Origin of the sequence: Rhizobium redzepovicii (assembly GCF_019793435.1) — a bacterium.
In the GTDB taxonomy this organism is placed as follows: Bacteria; Pseudomonadota; Alphaproteobacteria; order Rhizobiales; family Rhizobiaceae; genus Rhizobium; species Rhizobium redzepovicii.
Genome location: NZ_JAILYH010000019.1, coordinates 81,533 through 97,855, shown reverse-complemented (window position 1 = coordinate 97,855; position 16,323 = coordinate 81,533). Strand labels below are relative to the sequence as shown.

Annotated in this window: 16 protein-coding genes; 9 read left to right on the top strand and 7 right to left on the bottom strand. The window is 62.2% G+C overall.

All coding sequences use genetic code 11. From position 1 onward, the window contains the following. Window positions 1-203 precede the first annotated feature (203 nt). A complete protein-coding gene (xdhC, locus tag K6N12_RS26830) occupies window positions 204-1,019 on the top strand; it encodes a xanthine dehydrogenase accessory protein XdhC (RefSeq protein WP_097626563.1) in 816 nt (271 codons plus the stop codon). On the opposite strand, the gene K6N12_RS26825 is transcribed toward xdhC, so the two are convergent. Further along, window positions 995-1,198: a hypothetical protein gene (locus tag K6N12_RS26825; RefSeq protein WP_097626561.1), complete on the bottom strand. Its 204-nt coding sequence runs from the start codon at window positions 1,196-1,198 to the stop codon at window positions 995-997. The genes xdhC and K6N12_RS26825 overlap by 25 nt on opposite strands. A gap of 101 nt (window positions 1,199-1,299) precedes the next feature. Between K6N12_RS26825 and gcvA the strand changes: the two genes are divergently transcribed. Beyond that, on the top strand, window positions 1,300-2,196 hold the full coding sequence (gcvA, locus tag K6N12_RS26820) for a transcriptional regulator GcvA (RefSeq protein WP_097626558.1): 897 nt from the start codon (window positions 1,300-1,302) through the stop codon (window positions 2,194-2,196). 124 nt (window positions 2,197-2,320) lie between these two features. Here gcvA and K6N12_RS26815 read toward each other — a convergent pair whose 3' ends face one another. Then, window positions 2,321-2,653, bottom strand: a complete 333-nt coding sequence (locus K6N12_RS26815) for a hypothetical protein (RefSeq protein WP_097626556.1) — start codon at window positions 2,651-2,653, stop codon at window positions 2,321-2,323. 162 nt (window positions 2,654-2,815) lie between these two features. After that, entirely contained in the window at window positions 2,816-3,502 is a 687-nt protein-coding gene (locus tag K6N12_RS26810; protein ID WP_131711387.1) for a Type 1 glutamine amidotransferase-like domain-containing protein, read from the bottom strand. Window positions 3,503-3,628: 126 nt separating this feature from the next. Between K6N12_RS26810 and K6N12_RS26805 the strand changes: the two genes are divergently transcribed. The 3 genes from K6N12_RS26805 (at window position 3,629) to K6N12_RS26795 (ending at window position 7,404) form a co-directional block, all read left to right on the top strand. Next, window positions 3,629-4,867 (top strand): urate hydroxylase PuuD, encoded by a 1,239-nt coding sequence (locus tag K6N12_RS26805; protein ID WP_097626552.1) that lies wholly within the window; start codon window positions 3,629-3,631, stop codon window positions 4,865-4,867. Then, window positions 4,864-6,174: a guanine deaminase gene (gene guaD / locus K6N12_RS26800; protein ID WP_097626550.1), complete on the top strand. Its 1,311-nt coding sequence runs from the start codon at window positions 4,864-4,866 to the stop codon at window positions 6,172-6,174. The genes K6N12_RS26805 and guaD overlap by 4 nt, the downstream gene beginning before the upstream one ends. Window positions 6,175-6,261: 87 nt before the next feature. Continuing rightward, a complete protein-coding gene (locus K6N12_RS26795; protein ID WP_097626548.1) occupies window positions 6,262-7,404 on the top strand; it encodes an alpha-hydroxy acid oxidase in 1,143 nt (380 codons plus the stop codon). 18 nt (window positions 7,405-7,422) lie between these two features. On the opposite strand, the gene K6N12_RS26790 is transcribed toward K6N12_RS26795, so the two are convergent. The 3 genes from K6N12_RS26790 to K6N12_RS26780 are packed head-to-tail and all read right to left on the bottom strand — an operon-like array spanning window position 7,423 to window position 10,983. Next, window positions 7,423-7,863, bottom strand: a complete 441-nt coding sequence (locus K6N12_RS26790) for a hypothetical protein (protein ID WP_097626546.1) — start codon at window positions 7,861-7,863, stop codon at window positions 7,423-7,425. Beyond that, a complete protein-coding gene (locus K6N12_RS26785; RefSeq protein WP_097626544.1) occupies window positions 7,860-9,188 on the bottom strand; it encodes a phosphatase PAP2/dual specificity phosphatase family protein in 1,329 nt (442 codons plus the stop codon). The genes K6N12_RS26790 and K6N12_RS26785 overlap by 4 nt, the downstream gene beginning before the upstream one ends. A gap of 10 nt (window positions 9,189-9,198) precedes the next feature. Further along, window positions 9,199-10,983 (bottom strand): bifunctional alpha/beta hydrolase/class I SAM-dependent methyltransferase, encoded by a 1,785-nt coding sequence (locus K6N12_RS26780; RefSeq protein ID WP_097626542.1) that lies wholly within the window; start codon window positions 10,981-10,983, stop codon window positions 9,199-9,201. 197 nt (window positions 10,984-11,180) lie between these two features. Here K6N12_RS26780 and K6N12_RS26775 point away from each other — a divergent pair, with 197 nt between their 5' ends. From K6N12_RS26775 to K6N12_RS26760, 4 genes are all read left to right on the top strand, one after another. Continuing rightward, window positions 11,181-11,792, top strand: coding sequence for a CDP-alcohol phosphatidyltransferase family protein (locus K6N12_RS26775; RefSeq protein WP_097626540.1), 612 nt, complete (start codon window positions 11,181-11,183; stop codon window positions 11,790-11,792). A 191-nt stretch (window positions 11,793-11,983) separates the two neighbouring features. Next, window positions 11,984-13,123, top strand: coding sequence for a PspA/IM30 family protein (locus tag K6N12_RS26770; protein WP_097626538.1), 1,140 nt, complete (start codon window positions 11,984-11,986; stop codon window positions 13,121-13,123). Window positions 13,124-13,128: 5 nt separating this feature from the next. After that, window positions 13,129-13,776, top strand: coding sequence for an OB-fold-containig protein (locus tag K6N12_RS26765; RefSeq protein ID WP_097626536.1), 648 nt, complete (start codon window positions 13,129-13,131; stop codon window positions 13,774-13,776). Next, window positions 13,773-15,560 carry a flotillin family protein gene (locus tag K6N12_RS26760; RefSeq protein ID WP_097626534.1) on the top strand — a complete coding sequence of 596 codons (1,788 nt, stop codon included), beginning with the start codon at window positions 13,773-13,775 and terminating at the stop codon, window positions 15,558-15,560. The genes K6N12_RS26765 and K6N12_RS26760 overlap by 4 nt, the downstream gene beginning before the upstream one ends. 22 nt (window positions 15,561-15,582) lie before the next feature. Here the strand turns inward: K6N12_RS26760 and K6N12_RS26755 are convergent, their stop codons facing one another. Then, a complete protein-coding gene (locus K6N12_RS26755) occupies window positions 15,583-16,323 on the bottom strand; it encodes a metallophosphoesterase family protein (protein WP_097626533.1) in 741 nt (246 codons plus the stop codon).

Sequence of the window (16,323 nt, the reverse complement as noted above, 5' to 3'; positions counted from 1 at the left end):
TCTCCCCCACGAGGGGGGAGATCGACAAGACCGCAGCCCTTCGCCCATATTGCCTTGGCATCGGATTATCAAAATCCGCTTTTACGCTGTCGTTTCGGTGTCTTGGGAGGCCAGCGCCTGATGCCGATCTCCCCCCTTGTGGGGGAGATGTCCGGCAGGACAGAGGGGGGTATCACAGCCGCTTACCTATCGGCCATCTTTCCATGACCGACCTCCCCACCTTCCTCACCGCCAACCCCGACAGCATCCTCGTCGACATCACCGGGGCGCAAGGCTCCACCCCGCGCGAGGCCGGCGCCTACATGCTCGTCTCGCCGACCGCGCTGTGGGGCACGATCGGCGGCGGGCAATTTGAATTCATGGCGATCGCGAATGCACGGGAGATGCTCGCAGGAACCGGCGGAACCGCCGCGATGGACATCCCGCTCGGCCCCGAAATCGGCCAGTGCTGCGGCGGGCGCACACAGTTGCGGTTTCGCCGGCTGACGCAGGCGGTAAAAGACGAACTCGAAGCCAGGATTGCCGGCGAGATCGAGCGCCTGCCCGAGGTCTATCTTTTCGGTGCCGGCCATGTCGGCCGGGCGCTTGCCGCAGCCCTTGCGCCGCTGCCGCTGTCGGTCACGATCGTCGAAACGCGACAGGAAGAATTGACCAATCTGCCGGCTGAGACGAAAACCCGGCTCGTGCCGATGCCGGAGGCGCTGGTGAAGGATATTCGCGGCGGCGGCGCTGTCGTCATCCTGACGCACGACCACGCGCTGGATTTCCTCATCGCCCGCGAGGCGCTTGATAGGAGTGACCTTGCCTATACCGGCATGATCGGCTCGGCGACCAAGCGCGCCACCTTCGCAAGCTGGCTTTCCCGCGTAGGCGGCGGAGAGCGTGGCTGGATGGAGCGGCTGACGCTGCCGATCGGCGGCTCGGCGGTCAGGGACAAGCGCCCCGAAGTGATCGCCGCCATGAGCGCCGCCGAAATCCTGACGGCGCTTTCAGCCTACCGCATGCGGTCGTCTTCGTAGTAAGGGTCCCGCCCGTCGAGAAAGCCGAGGTCGCGCTTGACGCGGTCCGGCATGGCGGAAAAGTCGAGCCGAGGCAGACGGCAGAAACGGTCGGCGCTGCCCGCCAGCCAGCCGGCAAAACGCCGGAAAGCACCGATGCTCTGTTGCGGCCGGTTCTCTTCGATCGTGGAGCAATCCATGACATCACCTCGATAGATTGATGGTATGAGTTGCAGTTTGCCGCCGAAAATGCTGCAATTCCAATCGAACGACCGTCTGCCTGCATCAAGAGAACTTATCCATGAAACTGTCGAAGCAATTCCCGCTGAATGCGCTGCGCGTCTTCGAAGCCGCTGCCCGGCTCGGCAGTTTCACCAAGGCGGGCGACGAACTCGGCATGACGCAGACGGCCGTCAGCTACCAGATCAAGCTGCTGGAGGAGAATGTCGGCGAGCCGCTCTTCTTGCGCCGTCCCCGCCAAATCGCGCTGACGGAAACCGGCGAACGGCTGGCGCCGAAGGTGACCGAAGCCTTTGCCATGCTGCACGATGCAATGGCGACGGCGCGCGACAGTGTGGAAGGCACGCTCGCCATCAGCTCGACCCATACGTTCGCCTCGAAATGGCTGGCGCCGCGCCTCGGTTCCTTCCACTTGAAGCATCCGGCGATCGCGGTGCGCTTTCAGGCGAGTTCCGACATCATCGATTTTACCCGTGAACAGATCGATGTCGGGATCCGCTGGGGCGACGGCAACTGGCCGGGTCTGACCCTGCACCGGCTGATGGGGCTGGAGTTCACCCCGATGCTCAGCCCGAAGCTGGCGGAATCAGCCGGCGGCATCAAGGCGCCGCGCGATCTCCTGAAGTTCGATCTCTTCGACGCCGGCGACATCTGGTGGAAACAATGGTTCGAGGCAGCCGGCGTTACCGACACGGACCTCGATCGCCGCCCGCGCAACCAGCTCGGCTCCCAGGCGGTGGAAGCCGACGCGGCAATCGCCGGCCATGGCGTTGCCATCCTCCATCCGGCCTTCTACGCGGCCGAGATCGCCCTCGGCCGGCTGTATCAACCTTTCGAGCTGACCCGCAGCGACGGCAAGGCCTATTGGCTCGTCTATCCGGAAAACCGCCGCAACGTGCCGAAGATCAAAGCCTTCCGCAACTGGATCCTCGACGAGATGAAGGCAGCCGGGAACTAATGCATGTCGCCGGGAAGTGTGTAGCGGTTCCGGGATAACGACATGCATCAAAACAAAAAGCTAAAGCGCGTAGCATGAATCAAGTTTGCTGCGACGCGCTTTGGAGCCAGGCATCGCCGTGGCCTCAGTATCCCATCTCCGGCGCATAGAAGCAGCGCGGCGTGTCCTCGTTCGGGAATAAACAGAGATGATAGTCGTTGTCGCCGGATTGCATCGCCTTCGTCATCGGCAGCAGGAAGACGTGGGCATGCGTGACCAGCCGGTGGTCGCCCGGCAGCAGCGTGACACGATATCCGCCCGGCGTCACCGCCACGCTCTTCGAAGGGATCATCTGGCAGTCGCCATTATGACTGTCGCCGTTGCAACAATAGGGGTCATAACTCCACCCCGACGGTGCGTCGTGAGCCATCGCCAGCGACGCATACGCAATCATCACACACGTCAGAATGCTGCGCATGGGCATCTTCTCCGTTGATGAATGCGCCGCCGACGATCTAACTTTTCTTATTTATTCCGGCGGCCTTAAACATAACTGCAATCGAGTCGTCATCGTTCAAGATCCACTATATTAGCAGATCGAGTATAAGACGGAGATAATGCACAGCATTCTCGGCAGCTTTTAGGCACGGGACAGCAGATCGGCGATGCGGCCGCGATCGGCAGCTTCGACAAAGCCGCCAGCGATCATCAGCGGAGCGCCGAAGATTTCGACGAGCCCATCGCAGAGAATGAGACCCTCACCGTCCCGGCACGCGAGAATAGGATTTGCCGTGGTCTCGCTGTAGCGCAGCAGCGCGGGGAGATAGCCGGGATCGTCGTTCAGATGCGGAAAGAACTCGAAGGGCATGAGATCAAGAGCCGCGCCATCCCGTACCGCCTCCGGCGAACCGCCCTCAAAGAGCGCATCGGCGGCGATCGTCGGCGTCATCAAAATCGCCCCGGCGCTGGTGCCGACGAGAATGCCGTCGTCAAGCGCCCATGCGCGCAGTTTTTCCAGCATGCCGCTTTGGCGCAGCCGTCTCAGAAAATCGCCGGTGTGGCCGCCTGTGAGATGGATGGCGTTGCAGGCAAACAGCCGGCCGATCTCCTCGCCGCCGGCAAGCGCGTCGAGATCGACGAAGAGATCGAGAGAAAGGCCATATCGGGCATAATACTGCCGCTTCTCGTCGAAGAACGCCCGCTGCGGCTCCGGGGCCGAGGCGATATAGCCGATGCGGTTACCACGCGACAGAATGAGCGCCGCGAGCCGCCGGTCCATCGGCGCGTTTTCGGCGATGAGCTGATCGCTGTAGAGCGCGGTGATCATTCCATGGCTCCTTCGGCCTCGCCACCGTTGCGGAAACCGGTGCACATGTGCGGTCTTTCAATCTCCTCTTCCCTCCCCGCCAAAATTTCCGCAATGTTACGAGTCGGAGGAAGATAGGGGAACTCGATGTATGAATATGCCATAGCATGGGAATGGCTCGCCTTCGCGGCGCGCTGGTTCCATGTCGTCACCGCGATCGCCTGGATCGGATCGTCCTTCTATTTCATCGCGCTCGATCTCGGACTGGTGAAACGCCCACATCTGCCGCCCGGCGCCTATGGCGAGGAATGGCAGGTCCATGGCGGCGGCTTCTATCATATCCAGAAATATCTGGTGGCACCCGCGCAAATGCCGGAGCACCTGACCTGGTTCAAATATGAGAGCTATTTCACCTGGATATCCGGCTTCCTGATGCTGTGCATCGTCTATTATGGCGGCGCCGACCTCTTTCTCATCGATCGCCATGTGCTCGATATCAGCCCGCCGGTCGCCATCGCGATCTCGCTGGCATCCCTGGCTTTCGGCTGGATCGTCTACGACTTGCTCTGCAAGTCGCCGCTCGGTCGCAACACCTGGGGACTGATGGCAGTCCTCTACGTCGTGCTGGTCTTCATGGCCTGGGGCTATACGCAGCTTTTCAGCGGCCGCGCCGCCTTCCTCCATCTCGGCGCCTTCACCGCGACGATCATGTCGGCCAACGTCTTCATGATCATCATCCCCAACCAGAAGATCGTCGTCGCCGATCTCATCGCCGGCCGAACGCCCGATCCGAAATACGGACAGATCGCCAAGCAGCGTTCGCTGCACAACAACTACCTGACCCTGCCCGTCATCTTTTTCATGCTGTCGAACCACTATCCGCTGGCTTTCGGAACACAGTTCAATTGGGTGATCGCGGCGCTTGTCTTCCTGATGGGCGTCACCATCCGCCACTGGTTCAACACCACCCATGCCAGGAAAGGCCGGCCGACCTGGACCTGGATCGTCACCCTCGTCCTTTTCATCCTGATCATGTGGCTTTCGACGGTGCCGAAGCTGCTGACCGGCGATAAGGATACGGCGGCGGTGGCGCCCGCCTTCCAGCAATTCGCCGGCGATCCGCATTTTCCCGCCGTCAAGCAACTGGTCGCGACGCGCTGTTCGATGTGCCACGCCGCCGAGCCCGTCTATGAGGGCATCGTGCGGCCGCCGAAAGAGGTGATGCTCGAAAACGACGCGGAAATTGCCGCCCATGCCCGCGAGATCTATATACAAGCGGGCCGCACCCATGCCATGCCGCCCGGCAACGTGACCGATATCACGCCGGACGAACGCAAGCTGCTGGTCGCCTGGTTCGAAAGCGCAGTCGAAGGCAAGAAACAATGACGACGACACTCCTGCGCGGCCGCCTGCTTTCTTTTCATCGCGCGCCGCTGAGTCTGACCGACAGCCAGAGCTATCTCTACGAGGAGGATGGCGGTCTGCTGATCGAAGACGGGCTGATCGCGGCGGCCGGCGCCTATGCCGACGTGAAGGCAAAGGCAGCCGCTGATGTGATCGAGATCGACCATCGCCCGCATCTGATCCTGCCCGGCTTCATCGACATGCATTTGCATTTTCCGCAGATGCAGGTGATCGCCTCCTATGCCGCCAACCTGCTCGAATGGCTGAACAGCTATACCTTTCCTGAGGAATGCCGTTTCGTCGAAAGCGCACACGCGCAAAGGATCGCCACGCATTTCTACGACGAACTGATCCGCCACGGCACGACCACGGCGGTCGCCTATTGCTCCGTGCACAAGACCTCGGCCGACGCCTTTTTCGCCGAGGCGATGAAGCGCAACATGCGCATGGTCGGCGGCAAGGTGATGATGGACCGCAACGCCCCGCAAGGCCTGCTCGACACGCCGGAGATGGGCTATGACGAGACCCGTCAGGTGATAGCCGACTGGCACGGCAAGGGCCGCAACCACGTCGCCATCACCCCGCGCTTCGCCATCACCTCGACCCCGGCGCAGATGGAAGCGACGGCAGCGCTCGCCCGCGAATTTCCCGATCTGCACATCCAGACGCATCTTTCGGAAAATCACGACGAGATCAAATTCACCTGCGAGCTCTATCCCGACGCGATCGACTATACCGACATCTACGCCCGTTACGGCCTGCTCGGACCGAAAAGCCTGTTCGGCCACGCCATTCACCTGTCCGAGCGTGAAGCCGATGTCATGAGCGAGACGGGCTCGGTCGCCGTCCACTGCCCGACCTCGAACCTCTTCCTCGGCTCCGGCCTGTTTCCGCTGAAGGCGCTGGCGCGGCGCGAAAAGCCGGTGCGCATCGGGGTGGCGACCGATATTGGCGGCGGCTCCAGCTATTCGATGCTGAAAACCATGGACGAGGCCTACAAGATCCAGCAATTGCTCGGCGAACGGCTGAACCCGCTGGAAAGCTACTACCTGATGACGCGCGGCAATGCCGAGGCGCTGTCACTGGCAGGTCGGATCGGCACGCTGGACCCCGGCACCGAAGCCGACCTCATCGTCCTCGACGCGGCCGCGACCCCGGCCATGGCGCTGAAACTGGAGGCGGTAAAGACCTTGCCCGAAGAACTCTTCCTCTTGCAGACGATGGGCGACGACCGGGCGGTCGCCGAAACCTATGTGGCGGGTGTGGCTATGAAAGCGGGGCTTGGATGACACCTCGCTTTATCGATCCCCGATGCCCAACTGCAGCCTGAAAGGGCCAATTTCCTGTAGCCGCATTCAGATGTGAAGGTTCAATTCATGGCCACGCCGCTCACCATCGCCGATCTGAAACAGCGCGCACGGCGCCGCGTGCCGAAGATGTTTTTCGATTATGCGGATTCGGGCGCCTGGACGGAATCTACATATCAGGCGAACGAGAGTGATTTCAGCCGGATCAAGCTGCGCCAGCGGGTAATGGTCGACATGGCCAACCGCTCGCTGGAAACGACGATGATCGGCCAGAGAGTGTCGATGCCGGTGGCCCTGGCGCCGACCGGCCTGACCGGCATGCAGCACGCCGATGGCGAGATGCTGGCGGCGCGCGCCGCCGAGGAGTTCGGCGTCCCCTTCACGCTGTCGACGATGAGCATCTGCTCGATCGAGGATGTCGCTTCGGTGACGACGCGTCCCTTCTGGTTCCAGCTCTATGTGATGCGGGACAAGGATTTCGTCCTCGGGCTGATCAACCGCGCCAAGGCCGCCAGATGTTCGGCGCTGGTGCTGACAGCGGACCTGCAGATCCTCGGCCAGCGCCACAAGGACCTGCGCAACGGCCTGTCGGCGCCGCCAAGATTTACCCCGAAACACATCTGGCAGATGGCGACCCGGCCCTTCTGGTGCCTGGATATGCTTAAGACCAAGCGCCGCACCTTCGGCAACATTATCGGCCACGCGAAAAATGTCACCAACATCACCTCGCTTGCCGCATGGACACACGAGCAGTTCGACCCGCGGCTTTCCTGGGCCGATGTCGCCTGGATCAAGGAGCAATGGGGCGGCCCGCTGATCATCAAGGGCGTGCTCGATCCGGAGGATGCGAAGGCCGCCGCCGATACCGGCGCCGACGCGATCGTCGTCTCCAATCATGGCGGCCGCCAACTGGACGGCGCCCCTTCCTCGATCAGCATGCTGCCTGCGATCGTCGACGCCGTCGGCGACCGCATCGAAGTCCATCTCGACGGCGGCATCCGCTCCGGACAGGACGTCTTGAAGGCCGTCGCGCTCGGCGCCAAAGGCACCTATATCGGCCGCCCCTTCCTTTATGGCCTCGGCGCCATGGGCAAGGAGGGCGTCACACTGGCGCTCGGCATTCTCCGCAAGGAGATGGACATCACCATGGCCCTCTGCGGCAAGCGCGACATCAAGGATGTGAACTCGTCGATCATCGCTGTGCGGCCGTGACCCTGCTTGAGAAGCCGCTCAGCAGAGCGGCGGCCCATCGGTCGCGTCGAGCAGAAGGATCGCGAAAATCACGAGATAGATGGAGAGCGCGAGACGCTGCTGCCAGACGATGCGGCGCGATCCGGCAATCCGCTTCTCGAGGCCACGCGGCGTCCCGTCAGGCTTGCGAAGCTGCATGCGGGACAACAGGTCGTCGATCGCGGCAAGACCGGCCGTCTCGGTCTCGTAGCTCGACGCGAGGCGAAACAACAGCGCATCGAAAAGCAGATGGATCGCCAGCGCAAGAATAATCCCGCAGAAAACGAGCATCAGAAGCCAGCCGAGCATTGGAGCGAAACCTCGATAGTCCGCGGTGATCGGGCCGACAATCAGTGGCAACAACACTGTGAGCCCGCAGACGACTGCATTGCGGCCGAGGTTTCGCGCAGCCGCAGAGGCCACGGTATTCCACTGCGTCATTGCAAACCCTCCGCCACGGCATGGAGACTTTCCACAGGCAGATAAACACGCCACCCCGCCCGTTCGATCAGCCGCAGCGCTTCGGCTGGATTGTCGCAACGTCGGCTGATAAGCAGCCAGCGCACGATGACGCCGGCGCTCCGCTGGAAACCTAAAGCACAGCAGACGAGGACCGGTCCCTGGTGGCGCGCAACCTCGATAAGGTTCGCCGCAGCCCGGGTCTGGATCTTGTCGAGGCCGGTCAGATCAAGGGTTGGAAAGCTGGACCAGCCCGCGAGCGTCCCGCTCGGGCGCTGAAGTTCGCCGGTAATGTCGATCACCGTGGCAAAACGATTGGCCTCGTGGCGACGCGGAAAACGACCAAGATGGACACCATCAGCGATCGCCACGGATGCCGGCATTTTTCGGGTCCAGAGCCAAACGTTGATGACAGCGCCGAGCCGGTAGGGCGCCAGCAGCCAGCGGCTGGCAAGCGTGGTCCGGCCATCGGCGCGTTTCTGGAATATCTGCGGGCCGGCGCCGAAATATCCGACTGCGACGATCGCCAGCGCCATGGCCGGCCAGAGCAACAGAAGTGCTGCGGCCGATAGAGGCGTGCAGAGCACTGCAAGACCGAGGAATGCGACGGCGCCGCACAGGTAGTAGACGCCAAGGCGGCGCGACTTCGGATCGCCGCTCATCGCAAACTTCGCGAGAGGCGAACCGGCGTCGCGCGGAAAAAGCCAGGCGGCGAACAGACCGAGCAGCATGCCGGTCGGTATGTCCATGACGTGATGCTGCCACGTCGTCAGCACGGAGGCTCCGATCAGGAAGCACCAGAAGTGCCAAAAAAGCCGTGCCTTCCGCGGCAGCCGGCCGCGCAGATGGTCCCAGATCACCATCAGAAGCGCGATATGCAGGGACGGCGCCTGGTTGAACGGCTTATCGAATCCACCGAGGACGGTGAACATGAAACCGGGCAGGCCGCTCGTTGCCGGCCGCACGAAGAGCGCTTCGAGCGGAAACGCGACAAAGCAGGCGACGGCTAGCAGCTGGATCGTCAAATAACGCCTCGCGAGCACATCCACATCGCGCGGCGTCGTGTTGATGAACAGGCAGAGTGCGTAGAACAGATTGATCGACCAATAGGGAATGATCGTCCACGCTAGGAACGGAATGGCGCTTTCCCATGCGAAGGCGATGTTCGGCACATGGGCGCGTTGCGACGCCACCCAATTGGCGCCGCCATAGGTCAGATAGAAGAACGGCGCCAGGAGGACGAGCCAGAGCGCTGCCCGTCTCAGGACCGGCGCTGCCTCAGAAAGAGTTGAACGTGCCTGCCCCAACGTCTTGCCCTCACGCTCTCTCCGCCAGCGAGACGGTGAAAATACCCCACTGGTCGATGCGCTGTTCGAGCTTGCGGAAACCGGCTGCGGCGACCAGTTGGTCCATTTCTTCCTGCGTCCGCCGTCGCATCACCCATGCCTGGCCGCCGCGGTGGGAGGTCAGAGCACGGGCGATCATCTCCAGTTGCGGATGCCATGGCTGGTTGGTGTAGACGAGCAGTCCGCCGGGCCGCATCGCGCGGGCAATCCCATCGAGCGAAGCGGCGATCATCGCATTGTCGGAAAACAACTCATACAGGCCGGAGACGATCGCGAGATCCGGAGCCGGCATGATTGCAGCCAGCCCTTCGCCGTCAAAGGCATCCTGCTGGCGGAAGCTCACGAAATCACCCAGTCCCCGCGCGGCGATGCTGTTGCGGCCGGCATCGACGTTTATGGGGGAATAATCCTGCAATCGCGCACTATCGGGACGCACGGCAGCCGCCTCGATCGCATCAAGGACATAACGGCCGTGGCCGGCCGCTATGTCGAGCATATGGGTGCTGCGGCCGGCTGCTTTCAGGCGCTGCAGCGCGCGGTCGATCAGCTCCTGCAAATGCAGCTTTCGCTGCCTGATGCCGCGCCAGCCGATCGCCTCGAGGAACACCTTGTCGATCAAACGCCCGCCGGGACCGAGCCCGCGCGGCTTGTTCTCGTAGACGTAATCGAGCGTCGAGCCGGAATCAAAACCGGTCTTGACCCCCGTCCTGATGCCTTCTGAGACCAGGGCGCCAAGCCTGATGTTGAGGCGGCTGAGCGCCCAGTAGATGCCGCGTGGGGATGCGGCGTCGAGAGGGCTCGCGAGCCGGTCTGCCTCATCCTTCGTATAGCCCTGGATATGGGCGGTGCTGAGATCGGCAGGCGCCCGGGGCTCGGCGAAACGCGCATCGACAAAACGGCGGATCTCGGCGAGCGCCATCGTACGGTCTTTTTCGCCAAGTGTGTCATGGTAGAAGCCGGCAAGCACATGCCGCTCCTTGATGCGGCTGCCGAGGTTTTCATAGAACCGGTGCTGCGGCGCGTGTCGCACCACCCAGTCGCTGCCGGATATCAGCAGTTGGGTCGGAACGGTGATGGCGCGGGCGTCGCCGACGACGCGGGCTGCCGCCTCGTAGAGCTGCAAAAGAATGTTGGAGGCAATTGGCCTAGATATCAGCGGGTCGGATTCGTACGAGGCGATGCGCTCGGGGTCATGCGTCAGGAACCTCGCCTTGACATAGGAATTGACGAAGAATGTGCCCTTAAGCTTTTCCCAGAGCGCAATGCCTTCCCTGGCAAAAGGCACATAGAGCTTGACGCTGAAGGCCGGCGAGGCCAACACCAGCGCACGGATCGGCGGCGCATAGTCGTGCACCCAGGCGGTGGCGAGAACGGCGCCGACGCTCTGCGCAATGACGGCGATGTCTTCGACGGCAGTACCGCTTGTCTCGCTGACATGGCGGACGAAGCAATCGAGGTCATGCGCCGAGGCGGCAAAGGATGGCGAATAGCCGCGCTCCCCCGGTGAACGCCCGTGGCCGCGCGCGTCCCAGGCGTAGAAGGCAAAATCATCGAGGCCGAGCTCGGTGGCGAGATGGGCGACGCGGCCGCTATGCTCGTGGCCGCGATGGAGAAGGATGATTGCGCCCTTCGGTGCAGCGCCGGTCGCAGGCCACATCCGATAAAAGAGCCGTGTGCCATCATGCGAGACAAATTCGGATTCTTGCATTGCTCTGGCCGTCGATGACGAATGCCCACTATCGGCAGTTTGCAGCACGGTCTTCTCCAATTCTGATCGATGGATGAGTTGCAACCATTAGCGGAACAGTGATTTGCATTCATTGCAAAAGTCTAGTCGCAAATGTAAGTCCTAAGCGAGAACCGCTATGAAGTATGGACTTCCCCACAAGTACGATCTGCACCGCCGGAGCCGGACTAGATTTATCCGATGCCACGAAATTCCATTGAGGTCGCATGTCTGTTTATCAATTGAAGTCCCGGTTTCAGAATATTCTTCGCCCTCTGGTGCGCTCCCTTGCGGCGCGAGGCGTCACCGCCAATCAGGTGACGTCAATCGCCGCCGCCGTCTCGGTTGCACTCGGCCTTTTTCTGAGCGTTGCTCCGCTTCCGCATTGGTTCCTGCTGGTGCCTGTCTGGTTTCTCCTGCGCATGGGCCTCAACGCCATTGACGGCATGCTTGCGCGCGAACATGGGCAGAAGAGCATTTTGGGCGCCTATCTGAACGAGATCGGCGATGTCGTGTCGGATGTCGCCCTGTATTTGCCGTTTGCGCTCATCGATCCAAACGGCTTGGTGCTGGCGATGGCCGTCATCTTCCTTTCGGCGCTGACGGAATTTACCGGCGTTCTGGGTCAGACCGTCGGCGCAAGCCGGCGTTACGACGGGCCACTGGGCAAGAGCGACCGCGCGGTACTTTTCAGCGCGCTCGGCATCTTCGTCGCGGCAGGTGGAACGTTTGCAGCATGGACTTCGTGGCTTTGGGCCGTGGTGGCTCTCCTGCTCATATGGACCATCATCAATCGTATCAGCGCCGGCATTCGCGAGGCGCGCACGGCCGCTCGATAGGGAGCGGAGCCGATCTGATGCCGGTTCTTCCATCTGCAATGTAATTCGGAATGTCTCAAACGCTGCTTCTTGCAACTTGCTTACAGCGCGTATCGTTCGACGCCTCCCGCCTTCTAACGATACGTTAAGCAAAGGTTGTATTTTTTGCGCCTCCCCTTGAAAGCACAAAAGCGGTGCTTTATGTTTTATCCATGGCACCCACGAGCAAGACACCGCATCCTTCGCTATTGCGCTACATGCTGGCGCCTGACGATCAGGCCCGGCAGGCGCTTGATGACACCATTGCCGCCTATCGCAAGATGACCGGCATCCTGACCGAACTCATCGACGACAAGGCCGGCGCCAATCTCGTGGTCCTGCATGATCTTGCTTACGAGACGGTCCGCGAGCAGACGGGCCTGCCGGCGCGGCTGGTGACGCTCGGCCTGCGCGATTTCGCCGCCAATCGGGGCGCCATCCCCGATCCGCTGCAGCTGCCGCTCGACGACAAGCTTTTCGCCATCAAGGGGCCATCGGATCTCACGATCGCTACGGTGCACGGACGTGTTGCCGTGGCTTTCGATGTCGCGGGTTATTCCAAGGGATGGGAGAGTATTTTTCCCGCATACCTTGTAGCGGACCACGATCGCTACGAGATTAACATCGGCGTCACGCCGAATTCCGCTCGGATGGAGGAAAACATGACGAATGAAGGCATTCTTTCACGCATGGGTCGCCTGATCGCGGGCATCGCCAATGCAGCGATCGACAAAGCGGAAGGCGTCAACAAGATCGCCGTCATCGAACAGGCGATCCGCGAAATCGATGCGGCGGCCGAGGAAGCCCGCACCGACCTCGGCAAGGCGCGCGCTGAGGAATACCGCATCCAGAGCCGCAAGGACGAAATCGTTGAAGACATGGACGCGCTCGACGCAAAGATCCGCCTTGCCGTCTCCTCCGGACGGGATGATCTCGCAAAGGCCGGCGTCGCCCGTCAGATCGATCTCGAATCCCAGATCGCCGCGCTCGACAAGGCACTGGCCGACGCCCGGGAGCAGCTGGACGAAGGCCAGAAAGCCCTCCAGGCCGTTCTCGCCACCCGCCGCGAGGCCGACGCCCGCCTTGCCGATTTCAAGCGCAGCATCGCCAAGCATCCCGAAGAGGCCGCAGCCGGCCACAACAGACCGACGCCCGGCGCAGGTGCCGCCCGCGCCGCCGCGGCGGTCTCGCGGCTGACCGGCGTGCCATCAGCCGAGCATACCAATAGTTCCGAGTTGGACGAACTCGACCGGTTGCATCGCGAACGCGCGATCGAGGCACGCCTCGCACGCTTCAAGACGGATAGCCGGTAACGCCGATGGCACTTTTCTTCGCGCCCGAATGTGCTCCCTTTGCCATTGCCGCCGCCGTGCTCGCGGGCCTGACGGCGATCGAGATGCTGGCGACCGTCATGGGTTTTTCGATCACGGAACTTCTCGGAAAGCCGGATTTCCATGGCCATGACGGCATTGCTGGCTATCTCTCCTGGCTCAATCTCGGCGGCGTTCCCCTGCTCATTCTGCTGATGCTGACACTCGGCTTCTTCGCCATTTCAGGCTTTGCCGTCCAGGCCGTCGCCAACACCTTCTGGGCGCCGCTACCCTCCGTCATCGCCGTCATTCCGGCCCTTTTGATCACCTTCCCCATGGTCAGGGCATCGAGCAGAACCGTGGCGCGGATCGTGCCGCACGACGAGACCTATGCGGTCGATCTCGACACCTTCGTCGGCCGGACCGCCGAAGTGTCCCTCGGCCCGCTCGATCAGGGACTGCCGGGACGCGTCCGCGTCAAGGACCAGCATGGCAACTGGCATGTGCTGAGAGCCAGGGCCGCCAAGGATCAGCAGCCTCTCGGCATCGGCACGCAGGTTCTCCTCGTCGATCGCAACGCAGATGTATTTATCGCCATTCCCGCCCTGGTGGACCCCACCGGCTCGGACAATCAATCTTTCAGGGAGCAGTCATGATGTATGACATTATTCTACCGGCCGCTATCGCGATCGTTCTGATCTTCGGCATCGGTTTTGTCCTCGCCTCTCTCTACACCCGCTCCAGCCGCGACGAAGCCTATGTGCGCACCGGTCTTGGCGGCCAGAAGGTTGTGCTCGACGGCGGTTCGGTCGTTCTGCCGATCTTTCACTCGATCGCCCGCGTCAACCTGAAGACGCTGCGGCTCGAGGTTCGCCGCGGCGAGGGCGATGCACTGATCACCAAGGACCGCATGCGCGTCGATATCGGCGCCGAATTCTATGTGCGCGTCAAACCCGACGCCTCCTCGATCGCGCTGGCCGCTCAGACGCTCGGCAGCCGCACCAACGATGCCGAGGCGCTTCGTATCCTGATCGAAGCAAAATTCGTCGACGGCCTTCGCTCGGTGGCCGCGACAATGAATCTCGACGCGCTGCAGGAACAGCGCATGGACTTCGTCAAGGCCGTGCAGGAAGCCGTCGGCGCCGATCTCCAGTCGAACGGCCTCGAGCTCGAATCCGTGTCGCTGACACGCCTCGACCAGACCGACATCAAGCACTTCAACGCCAACAACTTCTTCGATGCGCAAGGTCTTGCGGCATTGACCCGCATCACCGAGGGTCGCAAGAAGGAGCGAAACGAAATCGTTCGCGATACCGAAGTCGCCATCGCCCAGAAAGATTTGGAGGCCCGCCAGCAGTCGCTGACCATCGAGCGGACCAAGCGGGAAGCCGAACTCAGCCAGGAACGCGACATCGCCAACAAATCCGCGGCGACGCGCGCCGAAACCGCCCAGCAGGAGCAGGCGGCAAAACGCGCCGAGGAAGAAGCCCGCATCGCCTCCGAACAGGCGGTCGCCGAACGCGAGGCAGCCGCCAAACAGGCCCGCGAAAGCGCCAACATCGATTCGGCCCGCGCCGTGCAGCAGCGCGACACCGAAGCCAAGCGTGACCTGCAGATCGTCGCGCAGGAAAGCGCGATCGCCGTTGCCAACAAAAGCCGTGAAGAATCCGAGGCGAAGGCGGCTGCGGAAGCGGCCCGGGCGCTGGCGATTGCGGCAGAGGAAAAAGTCGGCACCGCCAAGGCGATCGAGATCGCCGAACGCGAAAGGCAGATTGCCGTGATCGATGCGCGCAAGAAAGCCGAGACGGACGCAACCGCAGTCACCGTCGGCGCCGAGGCTGAAAAACAGGCCGCAAGCGACCAAGCCGAAGCCATCAAGACGCTGGCGACCGCCGAAGCGGATGCGGCGATCATCAAGGCCAAGGGTATTCTCGAAACCGGCAAGGCCGCGGCCGAGAGCGAAGCCCTGCTCAACGACGCGCGTAACAAACTGAGCGCTGCCATCATCGAGTTCGAGATCACCCGCGAACGTATCCGCATCATTCCCGAGGCGCTTGCCGAGGCGGTCAAGCCGATCGAAAAGATCTCCGATATCCGGATCTTCGACACCGGCGGCATGCTTGGCCGCGGAAACGGCGCGACCGGCGGAAACGGCATCGGGCTTGGCGAAGGACTGGCCGGCCAGCTTCTGTCCTATCAGGCCAACAAACCGATCCTCGACAGGTTGATGAAGGAAGCCGGCTTCGACGGCGACGATGCTATCTCGTCGCTCCTTGGAAATCTCAATGGCGCAACACCAGCCGCAGCACCGGCAAAGCCGGCAATACCGCCCACGGCTCCGGCAAGGCCGGCAACATCGGCTGCTGCTCCGGCAACGCCGGCAACACCGGCCGCGGCCCCGGCAAAGACGATCGCCCCTTCGTCGCCGAAGAAGGACTGATCGCAGCGCAGGCGGGTCTTGGCTATCTCACCCAGCCCGCCGCCAAGGCACTCGCCCAGTCGGCACGGCCCCTTTCGCCGGCCAGTGCCGACATCGCCACATGGTCGTAGGCAACGGTTCGAAACTGCCATATCCATCCGGCCGCCGTCTTTTCCAGAATAGCGTAGCTCGCCAGCGGGTGGCCGGCCTCGACCTTGTGGTAGTAAGGCAGCACATCGTCATAGGCGGGGCAGCCGACGCTGCCGGGATTGACGATCAGGCGGCCGTCGGAGAGCCGGACGGCGCGGGGAAGATGGCTGTGGCCGCAGAGGATCAGCGGCAGGTCGATACCCTCAGCCAGCGCCTCGATCGCCTCGATCGGCTTCAGGAAGACCAATCCTTCGGGCGAGACCGATTCCAGCCAATAGAGATTGTCGTTCTTTGGGGTCGCATGGCAGAGATAGGCCTCGCCGCGATAGACCGTGTCGAACGGCAGGCCGCGGATCCAGTCGAGATGGGCCGGCGTCAGCTGCCGATAGGCTGAGGCATCCGAAACATGCATCGTCGCCGGATCCTGCTCGATCAGGTAGCGGTCATGATTGCCGCAGACCGAGGTCAGGCCAAGCGGCATCAGCAGCTCCGCCGTCCGGCCGGCATCGAGCGGACCGCTGAAGAAATCGCCGAGGTTGACGATCTCCTCGATACCTTCAGCGCGAATATCCGAAAGCACGGCTTCAAGCGCCAGATGGTTGCCGTGAATGTCGGCGATCGCGGCGAATTTCAT

What these genes read in the sequence shown, in the direction of transcription:
- K6N12_RS26795 (WP_097626548.1), top strand. Translation starts at nt 6,262, where the DNA reads ATGGCCACGCCGCTCACCATCGCCGATCTGAAACAGCGCGCACGGCGC.
- K6N12_RS26805 (WP_097626552.1), top strand. Translation starts at nt 3,629, where the DNA reads ATGTATGAATATGCCATAGCATGGGAATGGCTCGCCTTCGCGGCGCGC.
- K6N12_RS26770 (WP_097626538.1), top strand. Translation starts at nt 11,984, where the DNA reads ATGGCACCCACGAGCAAGACACCGCATCCTTCGCTATTGCGCTACATG.
- K6N12_RS26790 (WP_097626546.1), bottom strand. Translation starts at nt 7,863, where the DNA reads ATGACGCAGTGGAATACCGTGGCCTCTGCGGCTGCGCGAAACCTCGGC.
- K6N12_RS26775 (WP_097626540.1), top strand. Translation starts at nt 11,181, where the DNA reads ATGTCTGTTTATCAATTGAAGTCCCGGTTTCAGAATATTCTTCGCCCT.
- K6N12_RS26765 (WP_097626536.1), top strand. Translation starts at nt 13,129, where the DNA reads ATGGCACTTTTCTTCGCGCCCGAATGTGCTCCCTTTGCCATTGCCGCC.
- xdhC (WP_097626563.1), top strand. Translation starts at nt 204, where the DNA reads ATGACCGACCTCCCCACCTTCCTCACCGCCAACCCCGACAGCATCCTC.
- guaD (WP_097626550.1), top strand. Translation starts at nt 4,864, where the DNA reads ATGACGACGACACTCCTGCGCGGCCGCCTGCTTTCTTTTCATCGCGCG.
- gcvA (WP_097626558.1), top strand. Translation starts at nt 1,300, where the DNA reads ATGAAACTGTCGAAGCAATTCCCGCTGAATGCGCTGCGCGTCTTCGAA.
- K6N12_RS26815 (WP_097626556.1), bottom strand. Translation starts at nt 2,653, where the DNA reads ATGCGCAGCATTCTGACGTGTGTGATGATTGCGTATGCGTCGCTGGCG.
- K6N12_RS26755 (WP_097626533.1), bottom strand. Translation starts at nt 16,323, where the DNA reads ATGAAATTCGCCGCGATCGCCGACATTCACGGCAACCATCTGGCGCTT.
- K6N12_RS26810 (WP_131711387.1), bottom strand. Translation starts at nt 3,502, where the DNA reads ATGATCACCGCGCTCTACAGCGATCAGCTCATCGCCGAAAACGCGCCG.
- K6N12_RS26825 (WP_097626561.1), bottom strand. Translation starts at nt 1,198, where the DNA reads ATGGATTGCTCCACGATCGAAGAGAACCGGCCGCAACAGAGCATCGGT.
- K6N12_RS26760 (WP_097626534.1), top strand. Translation starts at nt 13,773, where the DNA reads ATGATGTATGACATTATTCTACCGGCCGCTATCGCGATCGTTCTGATC.